Annotated in this window: 11 protein-coding genes; 1 reads left to right on the top strand and 10 read right to left on the bottom strand. The window is 59.0% G+C overall.

From position 1 onward, the window contains the following. Positions 1-98: 98 nt before the first annotated feature. The 3 genes from CA51_RS12350 to CA51_RS12340 all read right to left on the bottom strand — a co-directional run bounded on the left by CA51_RS12350 (position 99) and on the right by CA51_RS12340 (position 6,769). Positions 99-1,517: a DUF1501 domain-containing protein gene (locus CA51_RS12350; RefSeq protein WP_145120977.1), complete on the bottom strand. Its 1,419-nt coding sequence runs from the start codon at positions 1,515-1,517 to the stop codon at positions 99-101. Continuing rightward, positions 1,507-5,562, bottom strand: a complete 4,056-nt coding sequence (locus CA51_RS12345; protein ID WP_197451792.1) for a DUF1553 domain-containing protein — start codon at positions 5,560-5,562, stop codon at positions 1,507-1,509. The genes CA51_RS12350 and CA51_RS12345 overlap by 11 nt, the downstream gene beginning before the upstream one ends. Before the next feature lie 361 nt (positions 5,563-5,923). After that, positions 5,924-6,769, bottom strand: a complete 846-nt coding sequence (locus CA51_RS12340; RefSeq protein ID WP_197451791.1) for a glutaminyl-peptide cyclotransferase — start codon at positions 6,767-6,769, stop codon at positions 5,924-5,926. Positions 6,770-7,231: 462 nt separating this feature from the next. Between CA51_RS12340 and CA51_RS12335 the strand changes: the two genes are divergently transcribed. Continuing rightward, complete coding sequence (locus CA51_RS12335; protein ID WP_145120973.1) at positions 7,232-7,825, top strand: HdeD family acid-resistance protein; 594 nt, start codon at positions 7,232-7,234, stop codon at positions 7,823-7,825. A gap of 40 nt (positions 7,826-7,865) precedes the next feature. Here CA51_RS12335 and CA51_RS12330 read toward each other — a convergent pair whose 3' ends face one another. From CA51_RS12330 to CA51_RS12300, 7 genes are all read right to left on the bottom strand, one after another. Then, on the bottom strand, positions 7,866-8,252 hold the full coding sequence (locus tag CA51_RS12330; RefSeq protein WP_145120971.1) for a RidA family protein: 387 nt from the start codon (positions 8,250-8,252) through the stop codon (positions 7,866-7,868). 246 nt (positions 8,253-8,498) lie between these two features. Beyond that, positions 8,499-9,605, bottom strand: a complete 1,107-nt coding sequence (locus CA51_RS12325) for a hypothetical protein (RefSeq protein WP_145120969.1) — start codon at positions 9,603-9,605, stop codon at positions 8,499-8,501. A 192-nt stretch (positions 9,606-9,797) separates the two neighbouring features. After that, on the bottom strand, positions 9,798-11,387 hold the full coding sequence (gene pckA / locus CA51_RS12320) for a phosphoenolpyruvate carboxykinase (ATP) (protein WP_145120966.1): 1,590 nt from the start codon (positions 11,385-11,387) through the stop codon (positions 9,798-9,800). A 17-nt stretch (positions 11,388-11,404) separates the two neighbouring features. Then, on the bottom strand, positions 11,405-14,503 hold the full coding sequence (locus CA51_RS12315; RefSeq protein WP_197451790.1) for a c-type cytochrome: 3,099 nt from the start codon (positions 14,501-14,503) through the stop codon (positions 11,405-11,407). A gap of 141 nt (positions 14,504-14,644) precedes the next feature. After that, a complete protein-coding gene (egtB, locus tag CA51_RS12310) occupies positions 14,645-15,964 on the bottom strand; it encodes an ergothioneine biosynthesis protein EgtB (protein ID WP_145120962.1) in 1,320 nt (439 codons plus the stop codon). A 162-nt stretch (positions 15,965-16,126) separates the two neighbouring features. Further along, a complete protein-coding gene (locus CA51_RS12305; protein ID WP_145120960.1) occupies positions 16,127-17,401 on the bottom strand; it encodes a BatD family protein in 1,275 nt (424 codons plus the stop codon). After that, positions 17,398-17,988, bottom strand: a complete 591-nt coding sequence (locus CA51_RS12300; RefSeq protein ID WP_145120958.1) for a tetratricopeptide repeat protein — start codon at positions 17,986-17,988, stop codon at positions 17,398-17,400. Before CA51_RS12300 ends, CA51_RS12305 begins: the two co-directional genes overlap by 4 nt. Position 17,989: the final 1 nt, after the last annotated feature.

Raw genomic sequence — 17,989 nt, 5'->3', positions numbered from 1 at the left:
GCATTCATCGTATTAGACGACAATGCCCTCCCTGCCTGTTTACGTTGTGCTGTAACTGCCGGAAAAGTCACAGACCGTGCGGGCAACGTCTGGAAAACTCAGGCGATGATCTCAGTTAAGACGTTGCCGTGGACATCGGTCAGCCGGAAGTCGCGGCCGCCGGAGCGGAAGGTCAACTTTTCGTGGTCGATCCCCAATTGATGCAGCACCGTCGCCCAAACATCATAGATCGTGCAGGGCTTTTCGACGGCGCGGTAGCCGAGTTCGTCGGTCGCTCCGTAGGCTGTCCCGCCGCGGATACCGCCGCCAGCCAGCCATAAACTGAAACCAAACGGATTGTGATCGCGGCCACCGGCCCCCTGCGAAAATGGCGTTCGACCGAACTCTCCGGTGAAGACGATCAGCGTTTCATCCAACAGCCCACGGGCCTCCAAGTCCTTGATCAACGCGGCGATCGGTCGGTCGACCTGTTCCGCCATCGCACGGTGCCCCTTCTCCAAGTCGCCATGTTGGTCCCAGGGATTCGCCGCGCCGCCGGCGCCGATGCCGCGCGTGATGCAGGAGAGTTCGATAAAGCGGACGCCTTGTTCGACGAGTTTCCGCGCCAACAGAGCTTGGCGTCCGTAAGCGGCCAGTGCCTGATCGCCAGAATCGATCCCATACAGATTCATCGTTGCTGCGGTTTCGTCGGAAATATCGCACAGCTCGGGGACGGCCGACTGCATCCGAAACGCAGTTTCATAGTTTTCGATCGCCGCATCGACCTGCCGGTTCTGGGCGGAGTCGGCAAACTGAGAATCGATCTGACGCACAAAGTCGAGTCGCTGTCGCTGCATCGCCAACGTTTGTGCGGGGCGGATGTTAGGGACCGCGTCGGGTTTGTCGGCTTGCAATATCGAAGCCTGATGTTGAGCCGGCAGGTAACCGCTGCTGAACAGCCCCACGCCGCCGTGCGGTGGTACCGCGCCGCCGCTCTGCAACACGACGTAGCTGGGCAGGTTCTCATTCGCCGCCCCTAAGCCATAACTGATCCAAGCACCGGCGCTCGGATGCCCCAGAAAGGGAAAGCCGGTATGAATCGCAAAGTTGCCTTGCGCGTGTTCGTTCACATTAGTTGTTGCCGAACGGACAACCGCCAAATGGTCGGCACAACTGCCGATCTCCGGAAAGATTTCGCTGATCTCCAATCCGCTTTCGCCATAAGGCTTGAAGGCAAACGGGCTGCCGAAGATCTTGCCGTTGTTGTTGAACTGAGTCCGTTCGACTTTGACCGGCATCGATTTACCATGATCTTTGACCAGTTGCGGCTTGGGGTCAAACGAATCGACATGCGACACGCCGCCGGACATGTAACACAGGATCACGCTTTTGGCTTTTGGATTGACAACCGGTACCGTGGCGGCGGCCGTCGCTTGGCGTTGCATGCTCGACAGGGCAAGCATCCCAAATCCGCTGCTGCATGTTTGCAACCAGCGTCTCCGCGAGCCGACGCTTAGGTGCGATGTATTAGCGGACATAGAGGAACTCCTTCATGTTCAGCAGCGAATGAGCGAAATCGATCCAGTGTTGTTGCGGTACCGGCGAGGGCGGACTCGCGTCGCGTTTTCGCTGCAGCGTGGCCATCTGCTGATCTAAAAGAAGCAGCTTCTCACGCTCGGCGGGCTCCAACGCTGCGACCATCTGCTCGTGAGAAACCGCGTGGACGGATCGTGTTGCCAACGATTGAACCTGCGTTGCCGTTAACGCTTGGTCGTACAGCCGCGCTTCGTAGATCCGCCCCTTCAACATTCGACCGTTGGTTGTCCGCGTGCCGTGACGCATTCCAAAAATCACTTGAGTCCGCCCTGCAGGGAACGTTTGAACGCCCGTTTTGTAAGCCGTTCCGTAGGGCTGGCCATCGCGATAACAAACGATCGTCCCGTCGCCGTTGTAGGTGATTACCAGATGGACAGGCTGTTGTTGCGCCTGCTGCTCTTCATCCGCGCGGAAGCTCTGCGTCCGTCGCCCATGGTCACTGCCGCTCATCCAACGCCGCGGCTCGCGTTCGGCGAACACGATCGCATCGAACAAGTTGCCGTCGGTCGACTGAATCGAAATCGCAGCGCCGCCGCGTTGGTCCAAGTCGTCCAGCTGCACGACAACCTCGAGCGATTTCGTGGCGATCTCCATCGGCAGCGCAGGCGATGCCGCCCAACCACCGCCATCGACGATCAACGCGTCGTCTTCCAGCCGCGCCGTTCCGTGAAGCGTCAGATGATCTTTGGCTGCTGGGTCGGGCGACAGTTTGGAAAACTGCCACTCTCGTAATGGCGACGGCGACGTTGCGTCAGCCGCCGAGGGAACCGAAGACTCGCCTGCGAGCGCCGCCATCAATTTCTCGCGTGCTGGCGTGGTGATCGCATCGATTTGAGAGCGATGTTCCGCGATCTGACGATCCCATTGGGCGATCTGCTGGCGGATCGTTTCATTCCCGGCTCGGCTCTGTTCCAGAAACGCCGTCGCCGCCTGCAGCTGCGATTCACTTGGCGTCCGCCCAAAGCAGCGTCGCCAGATCGCAGCGACCTGCTGCGCTGGATCGTGCAGCGAATCGTCGGCCAGAATGCCTGCAGCAAGCTGCTCGGCTGCTTTGATAACAAACGGATTGTTCAGCATCATCAGAGCTTGAGCTGGAACGTTTGTGACGTCGCGCCGGCCTTTGCAGCTGAACGGAACGGGCGCGTCAAAGCTGCTCAAAAAGGGATCCAACGAATTGCGGATCACATTGACGTAGACCGAGCGACGGTCGCTGTCGCCACGAACAGCACCTTCGGGAGCCAGCGGCTGCAAACGTCCCGACACAGCCAGCAACGAATCTCGGATCGCTTCGGCTTCCAACCGCGTCGTCGTACGGTACGACAGCAGCAAGTTTTCAGGATCGACATCCAGTGCCTTGGCCGATGGCGTCGATTGTTGCCGCCATGTTTGACTGGTCACAATCTGGCGGATCAGTTGTTTGATCGACCAGCCCCGATCGCGGAACTCGCCGGACAAGTAGTCCAACAGCTGCGGATGTGTCGGTTGCGTGCCGAGCCGGCCGAAGTTATCGGTCGTGGCGACGATCCCGCGGCCAAACAGATGGTGCCAGATCCGATTGACGATCACGCGCGAGGTCAACGGATTGTCGGCGCGGACCAGATCCTCGGCGAGCTGTTCGCGGCCGCTGAGCTGCGTCGCGTAGGGTTCCGCATCAAAGGCTTCCAAGTACCGGCGGGGGATCGGACGATCGGGTTGCTTGTGATCGCCACGAATATAGAGCGGATGGTCGCTGCCACGCCATTCGGACAGCGTCGGCAAACGCGTCGCCACCGGGATCTCCGCCTCCAAGCGGCGGTATTCCTCGATCAGCGGTTTCGCCGACGGCAAGTTGTCCAACGCGTTGGGGAGCAGTTTTTGCTGCACGCACGCGTCCAACAGCAGAGCTTGAGGATCGGTCATCCTTCCGGATTGCCAAGCCTCGATCGCCTGGCCGATCGCCGCGGCATAAAGCTCCGCGAGATCGCTCGCCGACTTTGGCGGTTGCTCACCGGCGATCTGAAACAGCGGAGAGAGATGTTCGCGCCAATCGCTTGGCGGTTGCTGCCCGGCTGCGGTGACAACGGCTCTACGAATTCCGAACCACGACCGATCGTTCGGTTTGACCAACAACGGCCCATCGCGGGCTGTCGCTAATTCGATATGCAGATCATCTCCGCTCCAATAGCTCAGGTCGTATTGTTGCCAATGCCACCGGGCTGCCTTATCGCCCGAGAGGTTGGTAACCGGATAGACGGTTCCATTGCGTGGGTAGTTTTGCACAACAAAGCGACTCGACGACGCCCCATCGCCCGCAATCTGCAACCACAGTCGCTGATCCTCCGACGCGAGAAAGTCCCGCGACGTCAAACGACCGCCATGTTTATTGCTGATCCCATGCGTCACGACGCTGGCCGGATAGATGCCACGCAGTGCGTCTCCCGATTCGGCGATCGCAAATTCGCCGGCGGCGTTTGGTTCGGGTTGTCGATCGTCTGCTTGCTCGGCAACTCCAACAAGACCGTTGCCGTACGCAAACCACTGACCTTCGGGCGGTGCCCGATCGAGTCGCCAATCTTCCGCCAACGACTGTTCCTCAAACGCAGCCCGTTGAGTTTGCAGCATTTCAAATTCCGCGACGCTCTGATTCCAAGCTGCCTCGAACGTGGTACCGTCAGCGATCGCGCGTTGTATCGTTGCCAAAGGGTTCAACACCGAATTAGCCTCTTTAGCATCCGATTCACTCGGCGGCGTCGACTGCAGCCGCTCGGCAAGCGCAGCGACCGCGGGTTGCCAGTCGGCCGCGATCGCCTCGCGAATTCGCGGCTTTAAGTTCGCCAAGGTGTCGCGATGAAGATTCAAGCGACTGGGGAGATCGATCGCCGCGCGACCAGGGCGGGTCGAGTCGACAATCCCGGCAAAGGCGTAGTAGTCGGCTTGGCTGATCGCATCGAACTTGTGGTTGTGGCAGCGGGCACACGATACCGTCAGTCCCAAAAATGCTTTGCTGACAACGTCGATCGCGTCGTCGTTAAACCGGACTCGTTCGTCTAAGGCGTCGGTCGGAGTAAAGCCATGGAAAACCATCCGCCAATGCGCCGTGCCGATCAGCGATTCGTTGATGCCAAGCGATTCGTTGATCCGCGGTTCGGGCAATTGATCTCCCGCGATGTGCTCGCGGACCAGTTGGTCGTAGCGAACGTCGGCGTTGAGCGCGCGGATCAGGTAGTCGCGGTAGAGCGTCGCCCCGGCGATCGCTGGGTCTCCCTCGCTGCCGTGCGATTGAGCGTATCGGAACCAATCCATCCAATGCCGCGCCCAACGCTCGCCAAAATGAGGCGATTGCAACAATTCATCGACAAGTCTTTCATAGGCGTCGTCGGCTGTATCGTCGACAAACGCATCGATCTGATCGGGCGTTGGCGGAAGGCCCGTCAAAGCGAAATAGAGCCGCCGGACCAACGTCACGCGATCAGCCGGCGCGGCGGGCTGCAATCCCGCTGCATGCATTTTCGCATAGGTGAAGCGATCGATCGCAAGGTCCGACCATCCATTGTCACCAGCCGGTGGTGCAATGTTTCCGATCGGTTGGAAACTCCACCACTTTGCTCGCTTGTTGCGAACCGCTTCCCACGAAGTCGACTTGGCCAATTCGTCGGCCGACGGTGGCTCGTCGCGAGGATCTGGAGCCCCCATCGCGATCCATTTTTCAAAGTCGGCCAGGATCGCGTCGCTCAGCTTGACGCCTCCTTCAGGCATCTCCACCCCATCGACCTCATGCCGCATCACCTGCAACAGAAAGCTGGCGTCTGGCGTTTCGGCAAGCGCCGGACCGGAGTCGCCGCCGCGCCGCAGAGGTTCTCGCCAATCGAGCGCGAACTCCGCCTCAGCCATTGAATCGCTGTTATGACATTCGTAACAATGTTCCACCAAAACCGGGCGGATCTTCGCTTCGAAGAACTCGATCTGCTCGGGCGTCGCCTCGTCGGCAGCTGATGAGCAACGAAGCATCGCTAGAAAAAGTACGCCAAAAGCGAACGAACGCATTCGGTTCATGCGGCTTGCCTGTGCAATTCGATCCATGCGGGCCTCGAGTTCCACGGCAAGCGGCCACCGCAACTGCGGCATCGTCGGCTACTTTAACGTCGACTCAAGGGGACTCTGGGGGGGCTAACGTGAATCACTCGCGTTAGTAACGGTTCTCCCCAGTGTAACGGATCATGCATCACGCCGCGAATAGAAACCGCCAGCTGCGAAGAGCCACTGGTCTTCTATTTAGTTAAGCCCGCGAGCGTGGTTTTCGGCCGACTTGCCGCGAGACAGACCCTCGCAGTGAATGGCGACGCTGCAAACCGCAGCGGATCGAGCGGATTCAGTTCGCGTCGACGATCCGGACTTCGTACAGCTTGGGCCAATTTTTTCCGGTGACGTACAATCGCTTTGCTTCGCGATCGTAAGCGATCCCGTTGAGAACGTGTTCTCGGGTTGGCCGTTGCCTGGCTGGCCATAGATTATGGAGATCGATCCAGCCGAGAATGCGACCGTCTTGAGGCGAGATGCGGGCGATCGAATCGTTGTACCAGACGTTCGCAAAGATCTCCCCTTCGACAAACTCCAGTTCGTTGAGGTCGTCGATCCGACGTCGGCCATCGTGAACCGTGATCTGTCGCACCTCGCGGAATGTCTCGGGATCGAGAAACCGCAACCGCGACGACCCATCGCTCATGATCAGATGCGTGCCGTCATGGGTCAGCCCCCAGCCTTCGCCGGCGTACCGCAGCGTCTTGCGATGTTGAAAGGTATCGCGATCGAAGACAAAAGCACGGCGTTTCTTCCACGTCAATTGAATGATCGAATCTTTCCAGACCGTGATCCCTTCACCAAACAGATCGCGGTTCAGCGAGATACTCTGCAGCACCTTGCCCGACGCAAGCTCGACGCGCCGCAGCGAACTGCTGCCGTATTGCCCCGTCCCCTCGTACATCCGCCCGCCGTCGATGGCCAAACCTTGCGTGAACGCTGCCGGGTCGTGCGGATAAACATTGACGACCTCAAACGTCGCGATCGGCGTCGTCGTCGACTGATTCGCCGACAACAACATCGCTACGCATCCGAGGGTCAATAGTCCCACGGCAGCGGTCAGCAGCCAACGGTACCCCGACCAACCGATCGTTGGCGCGGCGGGCTTCGTTTCGATGGATGTATTTGAGTCGGTCACGGGCAGAGGTTCCTTTCAACCCTGTTTCTAAACGATCGTCGATTCGATGAAAAGTGAAGCCGGGCGGTTTACGGTTCCAAACCGCTCCCGATTCGTGCTCCGGTCGCGGCGCCAGGACAGCCAATGCCAACCGACGTCACCAACAAATCCGCTCCAATCGTGCGATTGAACTGCTATCGCGCCGGATTTCTGCCGGTTCGTTTTCCCAAAGGACGTTTGGGTTCGCCCAATCTGCTAATGGGAGGTATGATTCCACCACGTTGGAACCTCCAATCACCGCGTATCCCAACCAGCCTCAAGCTCCGAAACCGGGCAGCCAGCGACCGCCACGCAATCTGCTCTCTCGCGAGACGAGCGCAACGTGGGAACGAGCTAACGTAAGCCGCTCGCTTGGACTATATGTCAGCAACCAAGTCGTCCATCTGCGGTAACGCACAAATCACTCATTAGGAAGCCGAAACAATGTCATCGACAAACGACAGCCCCGCCCCCGTCAGCACCGAAAATCCGATCCTGAACGCAATTGGATCCACCTGGTGGATCCTGCTGTTGCGCGGCATCCTGCTGATCGTTTTGGGCCTGTACGCTCTGTTCAATCCAGGCCTGACGCTACTGGCGTGGGCCTTCATGATCGGTTGCTTTTTGATCGCTGACGGAATTTTGGCAATCGTCGCGGGTCTCGCCGGTTGGACCGAATCGCGCGGCTGGACGATCCTCCGCGGCGTGTTAGCGCTCGTCGCCGGCGGTTTTGCTGCGGGGCATCCGGCGTTGATCGGTACCGTAGCAGCGGTGACCGTCGTGCTGTTGATCGCTGCCGGTTCGATCTTCAGCGGCATCCTGGAGATCGTCGTCGCGATTCGCGAACGCAAAGCGATCGAGGGCGAGGGATGGATGATCCTGGACGGCGTTTTCTCGATCCTGTTTGGTATCGTTCTCGCCCTGGCTCCGCTCTTTTCGGCCAGCCTGCTGATCCGCTTCAGCGGTGGCTTTGCCATCCTGTTTGGCCTTGTCGCGATCTATTGTGCCTTCCAGTTCCGCAAGCTGAAGAGCGTGTAACGCCAGCGATCCTATCGTCGCCCTGCCAGCCCAACTTGCGTTAGCTCTGCGGTGCTACGGCGACGACGTCGATCTCGAATTTCAACAGCGTTCCCAAACAGCCCATCAAGGTCGTCCGTGCCGGATAGGGCTGTTCGAAGTATTCGGCGTAGATCCTGTTGAATTCAGCGAGGTCTTCCTGTGAGCCGACGTAGTTGCGGGTCTGCACGATGTCTTGAAAGGTTAACCCGGCGCCAGCCAGCACCTTGCGGATGTTTTCAAGACTGCGACGCATTTCGCCTTCAAACGTGTCAGTGATCAGCTTGCCCGTGTCATCGACCGACGCTTGGCCGGAGACGAAGACGAACTGGCCGACTTGAACGGCCGGACTGAAAGGAAGATGGCTGACCGGCACATCGGGATTCTGGATTGTCTTAAACGGCTTCATCGGGAGACTACTCAGATGCTTGGAGTTGGAAATTTCCAACCAGCATAGTGAAATCGATCCGATTCACCACCGCGTGTCCCTTTGGAGTTCGGCATTCCCCAGATTCGGCAGATGCGAATGCGGCCGCCTCGAGATGAAATCCGGCCCCAACACATAGGTCGAGCCACAGCGACCAGATGTCGTCGCCTCGAGCGATATGCAAAAGGCGACGACCATGTGATTCAGCGTTCTGCGGAGTCGCCTTGATTATGGCAGCTCGAAGATCTGCAACCGCTGCGTGTCGCCTGGCTTGCCGATCAACGCGATGCCATGCGTTTCGCTCAGCTTGTCCATTTGAGTGACATCAACAAGCGTGTCGATCTTTTCAAAAGGTTGGCCAGCCGTCCCGCCGCCACGAACCGGTTCGGTCAGGCCGGGGCCGTCGTCGATCTTTTCGGTGCTGACCTTCATCACGCCGCGTGCAGTGTTGCTGAGCAGCAAGTGCGTGACGCCTTCCTTTTCGTAGACGATCATATCGATCGGGCGATTGCGATTGCCGAGCTCAGCGACGGTCTTGCCACGAACTTTTTCACCCCCATCCAACTTGCCAATCGGGAAGTTGACCAATGGCGTACAAGTGAATCCGGCCAGCAGCGACGGTTCCCCATCGATGTTCAGCGGGACAAAGGTTTGGATCGCTGCATCTTCGACGCGGCCATGCGCGGCGTGGAAGATCTCGACGTTGGAGACGATCGTGTTGTCGGCGAATGGGAACGGGAACTCAACCACTGCCGAAGGGGAATCGCCAGCCGACAGCCCCGAGACGATCACCTTGCCGTCGAAGTAGGCGACGTCGGTGATCGATTGATCGCGGAGGTTGCGTTTGCGTCGTCCCTCGCCGCTGATCTTGTCGGCGGGTGGATTGGGCAGCTGCTTGCGGCCGTGATCGATTTTGTCCAAGTTGATCTTCTGAAACTGTCCGTCGCGATTCATGCGAACCAGTCCACAGCGATTGTTTGCTTTCACCGAAAAGGTCACGTTGCCGGTTTCGGGATTGACCGCCATATCGCCGATTTCGAGCGCGTCGGATTCGGCCCCGATCGCCGCAGCCAGCTGGCCTCGCAGATCCTTGGGCAACGCTTTTTGCAGATCGCCATCGACCTGTTTGTCCTCGGTCGCGATCGCATACACAGCGGCAGCTTTCGGATCGCCAACGATCAGAACGCCGGAGGTGGCGAAAGTCATCGGGCCCAACGACTGCAGTTCAACGGGGCCAGGAGAAAGTCCACTGGCGGCGTAGCTTGTCGCCGAGCCGAGTGAGATTGCCAGCAGCGCGGCGAGCATGACACCAAAACGACCATTGCGAATCGACATCCGACAGATTCCTTGTAACGAGGTGGGGAGTTTTTTCACCCCGCGAGTATATCACGCGCACCACCCCGCAAGTTCTATCACTCGGCAATTTTCATCGCTGCCGCAGCAGGGCGCCAGCAATCAGTCGACCACGCAACTCGACGGCGCCACAGCTGGCGCTGCGGGCTGCCGACTGTCGGGTCCGCTGGCGTCCTATTTCGCTTTCGGTCCAGCGGCTAAGACGTCGGCGCGGACGCCCGATTCGTAGCTCTTGAAGTTGTTGCGGAACAGCTCGACCAATTTGGCTGCGGCTTGGTCGTAGGCTGCCGGATCGCTCCACGTCGCCTGCGGCGCGAGGATCTCTTCAGGCACGCCCGGGACGTCGCGAAGCGTCTGGAATCCGAACCATGGATCGGTGCTGGTCGGAGCGTCGCTTAAAGATCCGGCGTGAATCGCATCGATGATCGCGCGGGTATGCTTCAATCGAATTCGCGATCCGGTGCCGTAAGCACCGCCGGTCCAGCCGGTGTTGATCAGCCAGACGTTGACGTTGTGCTGGGCGATCTTGCTGGACAACAGTTCGGCATATTTGCCCGGATGCCAGACCAAAAACGGGCCGCCGAAGCAGGGTGAAAACGTCGCCTGAGGCTCGGTCACCCCAACTTCCGTTCCAGCCACTTTGGCTGTGTAACCACTGATGAAATGATACTCCGCTTGTTCGGCGGTCAACTTGGCCACCGGCGGCAGAACACCAAAGGCATCACACGTCAGGAAGATGATGTTGGTTGGATGAGGCGCAACGCAGGGGATCGCTGCGTTGTCGATGAACTCGATCGGATAAGCACCTCGCGTGTTTTCGGTGATCGAGGTATTGTCGAAGTCGACGTGATGATCGGCTTTGTCGTAGACCACGTTCTCCAGCACCGCGCCAAACCGCAGCGCGTCGAAGATCTGCGGCTCAGCTTCGCGCGTCAAATAGATCGCTTTGGCGTAACAGCCCCCTTCGATATTAAAGACGCCGTCGTCGGACCAACAGTGTTCATCGTCGCCAACCAACAAGCGGTGCGGATCGGCGGAGAGAGTCGTCTTGCCGGTTCCCGACAGACCAAACAGGATCGTCGAATGCGTCCGCTCGGGATCGACCGTGGCCGAGCAGTGCATCGAGAGGACGCCCTGCTTGGGCATCAAATAATTCATCAGCGTGAAGACAGCCTTCTTCATCTCGCCCGCGTATTCGGTCCCCAGGATCACAACTTCGCGGGTCGCCAGGTCCAGATCGACGCTGGTCTTGGATGTCATTCCCGTGGTATAGCGATTGGCGGGGAAGGCACCGGCGTTGAGGATCGTGCAATCGGGCTCGCCGAAATCGGCGAGTTCTTCCGGCGTCGGCCGAATCAGCATGTTGTGCATGAACAACGCGTGGTAGGGCCGGCCACAGATCACGCGAACTTTGATCCGATACTTCGGATCCCAACCGGCGTAGCCATCGAAGACGTACAACCGATCCAGGGTGTTCAAGTAATCGCTGGCACGCTCGCGATTGACTTCAAAGCTGTGCTTCTCCAGCGAAATATTGACGCTGCCCCACCAGACTTCATCCTCCGCCTCCGGCGATCGGGTGATCCGCTTGTCCGATGGGGATCGACCTGTTTTCGTCCCCGAGTAGGCGATCAACGCTCCCAGATCGGAGATCGTCGTCCCCGGTTCGCGTCGAATCGCTTCTTCGTACAGTTCCGACGGCGCTGTGTTGCGCTTGATGTCTTGAACCGTGATCCCAAGTTCCTTCAGGTCGATCGTGGTCATGCCCGTCAATCCAATCGTTAGCGTTTTCCGTAGACTTTGGTCTCCTTCGGATCGCCGCCGCTCATTAGATAAGCAAGCAGATCGCGAAGCTCATCGGGGTTTAAGCCGTCGATTAAGCCTACCGGCATTTGCGACACAGGTGAAGACCGGACTTCATCGACATCGTCCGCATCGACAACCACCGGGTCGGCATTGGCGTCGGCGGGGAAGATCACCAGCTTCCCATCCTCCTCGGAGACCAAGCCGGTTATCGAACGCCCATCGAGAGTCAGCACGACCGACGATTGGTATTGATCCGAGATCACCTTGCTCGGTTCGATTATGTGTTCGACCAAGTAGCGGACATCGAACTTATTTCGGATGCTCGTCAGATCGGGCCCGATGCTGCCGCCCAAGCCACCGACGCGATGGCACTTGCCACAGCTGGTTGCGAAATAGAGGCTGCGGCCGCGCTCGAAATCGGCTTGATTGAACTTGTTCGCCGATTGTTGGATCGCGGTTTCGGTCGTCCACTTTCTCCCCGGCCCTTCGATCGGCTTGATTTCAAAATCGGGAACGGGATTAAAATCTTCGCCCGTGATATCGGCGACCGCTGCCCGTTGCTCGTTCGTCGAATTCTCCAACGCCTCCTCCCGGATGTTCGTCATGAATCCGGGGAAGCTCGCGCCGCCCGATCCCTTCGCCGCCGCGTTCAAGAACTCAAAGTAGCTGCGGCGTTGATCGACGGTCCAGCCGTTGCGAAGGTTCCGCAGCATCAAGGCATACCCGATCTCACGCGATGGCGGATGATTCTCCAAGACCGCGCGAACCGTCCCGCCGTAGCCAGCGTTGCGGTCGGCCAATTCCGACCAATCGGGAACCTCTGGCGCCGAGCGATCCTCGATCAACTGAAGCGTCTTGGCAACGATCTGCGGCGTTTCGAGATAGGTCAACACGCGGACCAGTTCCGTGTTGACATCAGCATTTTCATTCGGCAGGTGCGGGTTCAAACGATCGATCACGCTATCGGCGAGCTCCGAAGACGGGCGGCCCATGCGAATGAAAGTCAACGCGTAGGCGCGCAACAATCCGAGCGTTTGCGATACGGAAAGCTTGACGGGATTCAATTCCAACAAGCTTTCGATCAATGGCTGCTGCAATTTGGCGTCGCCCATGCGAGCCAACGCTACGGCGGCGGTGATCCGAGCTTGCGGATCGGATTCGTTCATCGCCCGTTCAGCCCATTGGTCGGTCGGCTGCGATTCGATCGCAACGCGGGCGGCGTTGCGGATGAAACGGTCGGTGCTGCTCAAATGAGGCCACGCCGTGTCGACAGCTGTCGCATCGTGACGCCCATGAAATTCTTCCAACTGCTTGCGGATAGCCCGAGCCTCAGCGACGTCGCTTGGCAACGCTTCGGTCTGGTTCGCAGCGGTGCTTTCGCTGCCAACGTATCGCACGCGATACAGCCCCGATTGCGTGCCGCGTCCGCCGACGGTGAAGTACAAGTTTCCGTCGACGCCGACGGTCGCATCGGTCACTGGCAACGGGACGCCGGTGACAAAGGCTTCGCTTGTCGCGGTGTAGCTGGCCCCTTCGGGAGTCGGATGGATCGCGTAGATCGTTCCAAAGGTCCAATCCAATGCAAAGATCGCGTCTTGATATTTCGCGGGGAATTTTGCTCCCACGCCCGACGCGACTCCGGTCGGCGAACCGGGGCCGATCTCCAGCGTCGGTGGCAAGCTGTCTTCATAATACGTTGGCCATTTGCCCGTTCCGCTTCGCCAGCCGAAGTCGGCGCCGCTGACCACATGGCAGATCCGCGTCGGGCGATACCACGGCATCCCCAGATCCCATTCCATGTCGGCATCGAAGGTGAAGATGTCGCCGAAACCATTCATCGCGATGTCGTATTGATTGCGGAAACCGATGCAGACGAGTTCCTGCTGCAGGCTGACAGGATCGAGCTGAGTGACCCAGCCGCCGGGAGCCATCACGCCGCGAGCATGCCCACGGGCGTCCCACATCCGCGTCAGCAGATGATCTTCCTGCCACGATTGCACGCGCCGGCGAGTGACGTCGTGCAACGGAGCATGATTGCCGCCATCCATATAGATCGACTTGCCATCTTCGCTAAGGATCAACGCGTGGTTGCCATGTTCACCGCCGCCGGTTTTGCTTGGCAGTTGCTCGCTCTTGTCCAGCTTGCCATCGCCATCGCTGTCGGTGATCCGATACAGATGACCTCCATTCTTGTGGAACCAAAGTGCATCAAACGCCCACAACAAACCTTGGGCTCCGGAGAGCGTGCCGTTGCCGTCGGGATTGGCGATGTTCATCGGTTGCACATCGGCTTGCGGGCCGTCGGCCGATTCTTTGATCTGGATCGAATAGAGCCCTTTGCCTCCCTGGTCGCAGGCGATCAGCGAACCGTCGGGACCTTTGTCCAACACGACCCAAGAGCCCTGGTCGTCTTTGGGAACCGTGTAGATCAGTTCGACAGCAAATCCGTCGGCGACGTTCAGATCTTCCGGCGCAGTGACTTCACCGGCGCTGGGCGATCCGTTGGCACCAGGGATTCCCCAAGGAGCACCACCAAGCGGCCGGATGACTTTGACCTTGTCAGCCCATCCGGAATCATTGAAGGCGGTGTCGGTCCATCCGTCGGCGGGTGCTGATTTCGAAAGCTTCCACGATCCGTCCGAAACGATGGTTTGCGAGCTGCCTTTAGCTTCGGCATTGATCGCGAGTTTGAAAACCAACGCAGCGGTCCCACCGTTGTTTTGCCCAGCGATCGCGATGGTATTCCGCCCCGATTGCAATAGCTTCGCAACATCCTTGCGGATTGGATTCGGCCAATCGGGACTCTTTCCGACTTCCTTGCCATTGATCCACAGTGTCATTCGGTTGTCACAGGTCGTGAAGACCTTCGCCGATTTCACCGGCCCGGCGATCTCGAACGACTTGCGGACATAGATCGGTTGCTGCGCGGTGATCTCCCCTTCGGACCAGATCCACTGGGCCTCCGGCTTGGTCTTCAACCAGGCAAGTTTTTTGGAACCTTGAGCGGATGCGTCGGAGAGTTCGAAGACCGCGGAAGAAAGCAGTACGGAAAGGAGCAGGGAGAGTCTATTCATCGCAAGCATGTTCATCGAGGTGAATCAAAGACGTGGAAGCGGATCGGAAGTTCGAAGCCACAGTATAATGCCGAAGCAGCCGTAGGGGTGGGTTCGGCGAGATTATCGCTTCCCTTGCGAGTTGCACTTCGCTGACGGGGTCTACTTCGCCAAGCGGATGCCCGTGAACTGCCACCGCGCTTGCGGAGGGAAGAAGTTGCGATAGCTGGCCCGGATATGCGATCGGCTGGTCGCGACGCTACCGCCTCGCAGAACGTATTGATTGCACATGAATTTGCCGTTGTATTCACCGATCGCACCGCTAGTTGGCCGATAGCCGGGATAGCCGATATAGGGACTGGCCGTCCATTGCCAACAGTCGCCAAACATCTGATCGATCCCGTCGTCGCCAGCCGCCGGGGCGGGATGCAAACGCAGCGATTCAGCAAAGTGACCTTCGACTGGCGTCTGACCGGCGACGATCTCCCACTCGGCTTCCGTCGGCAATCGCAGCCCCGCAAACCGCGCGTATGCGTCGGCTTCGAAATAGCTGATGTGACAGACCGGGGCGTTCATCTGCAACGGCTGGATACCATCGAGCGTGAATTCGCACCATCGACCATCGCGCTGCGTCCAATAGAGCGGCGATTGCCATCGGTTTTCGCAGACCGCCCCCCAGCCCATCGACAACCAATATTCGGGGCGTTTGTAGCCGCCAGCTTCCATAAACTCGAGATACTCGGCATTGGTCACCAACCGATCGGCGATGCCAAACGCTTCGACGAACTGGCGGTGGCGAGGCCGTTCGTTATCGAAGGCAAACTCGTCGCCATCGTGTCCGATCCAGGCGAGTTGTTCCGGGAATTCGACGAAGCGAATCGGAGCGGCTGTCGCCACGGAACTTTCCGTCATCATGCCATCGGAAGACTGGGTGGCATCCGGATTCGAGCGATAGGCGGGGGCCAACGGGTTGCGGCTGAGCAAATGTTTCAGGTCGGTCAGGATCAGTTCTTGATGTTGTTGTTCGTGCTGAATTCCCAGTTCAACCGTCGCTCGCACTGACGCGGCATCGTCGAACCTACCGGCCGCCAAAAATTCATTCACGCAGCCTTCAACCGACTCGCGATACTGGCGCACCTGAGCGACGGTCGGCCGCGTCAGCAGCCCACGGTCGGCGCGGGTGAACTGCTCACCCACGGCGTTGTAGTAGGAGTTGAACAGGTATTCGAACTGTGGATGGAACGGTTCGTATCCGGGGCAAAACGGCTTCAGTAGAAACGTTTCGAAGAACCAAGTCGTATGCGCCAGATGCCAAACGACGGGACTGGCGTCGGGCGTCGACTGAGCGACCATGTCCTCGATCTCCATCGGCTCGCACAGCGTGGCGGTGAAGGCACGAGCGTTCCGAAAGGCGTCTGCGAGTTCGCTGAGGTCGACCGACGGTTCGGCAAACGCGTCGCCGTTGGATGTCGCAAGATTCATTTCACCGCTCCTGATTGAACTCTCGGGCCGTTGAGCATTTTCGCACTTCTTCGTGTCAACACGCTATCGCTTGCAAATTGACGAGGCGAATCAACATTGTTTTCGCCTCTGCGCCCGGCGACAAGGGCAGCAGCCGATGTGGGAGACCAATCTCAGCAACAGCTAGGTCGAACGAGGATTCAGTGGCGGCAGTGGCGGTTGCTGGTTTTGCGTCGCAGACGATGTGGCTGTCGCTTTGCGGAATGCTTGGGCAAGCGGCTGACCTTGCCATGCTGCCGACGCTTCGGCGCGCTGACCGTAGCGCGTGCGATGCAGTTCCGCCGCGGCAGCCAACAGTTCGGCTGAGGGTTGGTAACTTGCAGGCTGAGTATTTTGCCAATCGGTCCATGCCGCTTCGGCGGCCGCGGCATCGTTGCGATGACAGGCGCGGATCAGATGTCGGGCGGCGACTCGATCGGCGGGATTCAAACGCCGCCACATGTTCAACGTCCAAGATCGGATCCGATCGAATTGCCAGACCACGAGTCCCAACATCGCGATGCACAGAAACGCAATCAACGCGATTCGCCTCCGACTTGGTGGCGGAGGAGGCGGGGGAGCTGGCTTGGGTGCGGCAGCCACTTCGAACGTCATCGGGGGAAGCGTCTTGGTCCCAAACTCTTCCGATTTCGGATTCCACCAGATGTATTTGATTCCCGGGATCGTGAGCGTCCCCGCTCCTTTCAGCATGTAGGTGATCGTGTCACTGCGCGTGCCGCTAAACTCACCTCGCTGAGTCTTGTCGTCGACAATCGGTTTGCCGACGTAGACGCTGATTCCTTCGGGAGCCGTGGTGGATGGCGGAGCGAGCGCCATGCCCGATGTCTGTTGGGCACTCTGAGCGATCGTGCGACGGAAGACATCTCCCTGCTTCGCCGATCCCGGTTCGGGAGTCCACGTTTCGCTGATCTCTAGCTTCTCAGTCGTCACCAGAAAGACCGACTCCGGCAATCCCGGCGGCCGTTTGATCTGCAGATCGGTCGCCGGCACCTGTTCCACATGTGCCTGGTTAGGACCGGTGAAGCCGTCGCGGTGGGTGAAGCGGACTTCGAACGCGGGGACCGTGACTTTTCCGGCTGCCTGCGAGAACAACGCGAACTCGTGCGTTTGCATGAACCACGACGTGTCCCCCTTTTCCTCCGACGAGACGACCGGGCTGCCGACCTTCACCAACAGGGCTCGGGGAATCTCGGGGATCGAAAAACTAGCGGCTCCGACAAACGGACCGTTGCCGCGCAGCTGCACAAAAATCGGCAGCCGCTGTCCCATCCAAGCCTCTTTGTTCGGCACGTCGATCGAAACGGGATCGTCATCCGCCGCCGGCGCCGCGGCGGCAAAGGTCATCGCCCAGAGTGTGACCACGACCAGCCCAAACGTCATCCCACGCGGCACCCTCATTGCGTCTCTCCTGCGTCCTGCTCCGCTTGTTGGAACGCAAACTTCGACCTCAGGAAATCGGCCGGTTTGGTTTGCACTTGGCGCAACCAGACCGCTTGAACCGTGGCATCGGACGCGGCTTGGTCCCCCGCGATTTCAGTCTCCTGTCCCTGATCGTCCTTCTTTTTGTCGAAGACGATCTTGTCGGCTCCAACCTGCTGATCGCCCAGATCGCCCCCTTTCAACTCGAGCATCTTGGCCCGCGCGGCGGCGAGGTCGCGATTCTCCAGCGCCTGCTTCCAATCGGGGCGCTGATCGATCGCTTGTTCATAACTGGCGACCGCTTTGTCGTATTTACCCAACATCAACCAACAGTTCCCTTGGTTGAATTCGGCTTCCGGCGTCGCAAGACGAGCAAACGCTTGAGTCGCTTTTTCGAATTCCCCCGCGCGATACCAAGCGACTCCCTGCCGCATTGGATCGTTGTAAACGGCCGCTGCGTCGGCAAACTTTTCCGCTCGCATCAAGCGATCGCCATGTTGATCGCCGGTCATCCAAAGACCGATCCAGGAGATGGCGACCACGGCAGCTCCGGTTTTCCAAATCATC

This window comes from Rosistilla oblonga, assembly GCF_007751715.1.
GTDB classification, from domain to species: Bacteria; Planctomycetota; Planctomycetia; order Pirellulales; family Pirellulaceae; genus Rosistilla; species Rosistilla oblonga.
Note: the sequence above shows the minus strand (reverse complement) of the source record. Positions and strands in the feature narration are given on the sequence as shown.

Bases quoted from the DNA above. Each gene is read 5' to 3' on its own strand.
- CA51_RS12305 (WP_145120960.1), bottom strand. From the start codon at position 17,401: ATGAGGGTGCCGCGTGGGATGACGTTTGGGCTGGTCGTGGTCACACTC.
- CA51_RS12330 (WP_145120971.1), bottom strand. From the start codon at position 8,252: ATGAAGCCGTTTAAGACAATCCAGAATCCCGATGTGCCGGTCAGCCAT.
- egtB (WP_145120962.1), bottom strand. From the start codon at position 15,964: ATGAATCTTGCGACATCCAACGGCGACGCGTTTGCCGAACCGTCGGTC.
- CA51_RS12315 (WP_197451790.1), bottom strand. From the start codon at position 14,503: ATGAATAGACTCTCCCTGCTCCTTTCCGTACTGCTTTCTTCCGCGGTC.
- CA51_RS12300 (WP_145120958.1), bottom strand. From the start codon at position 17,988: ATGATTTGGAAAACCGGAGCTGCCGTGGTCGCCATCTCCTGGATCGGT.
- CA51_RS12350 (WP_145120977.1), bottom strand. From the start codon at position 1,517: ATGTCCGCTAATACATCGCACCTAAGCGTCGGCTCGCGGAGACGCTGG.
- CA51_RS12345 (WP_197451792.1), bottom strand. From the start codon at position 5,562: ATGCTTCGTTGCTCATCAGCTGCCGACGAGGCGACGCCCGAGCAGATC.
- pckA (WP_145120966.1), bottom strand. From the start codon at position 11,387: ATGACCACGATCGACCTGAAGGAACTTGGGATCACGGTTCAAGACATC.
- CA51_RS12325 (WP_145120969.1), bottom strand. From the start codon at position 9,605: ATGTCGATTCGCAATGGTCGTTTTGGTGTCATGCTCGCCGCGCTGCTG.
- CA51_RS12335 (WP_145120973.1), top strand. From the start codon at position 7,232: ATGTCATCGACAAACGACAGCCCCGCCCCCGTCAGCACCGAAAATCCG.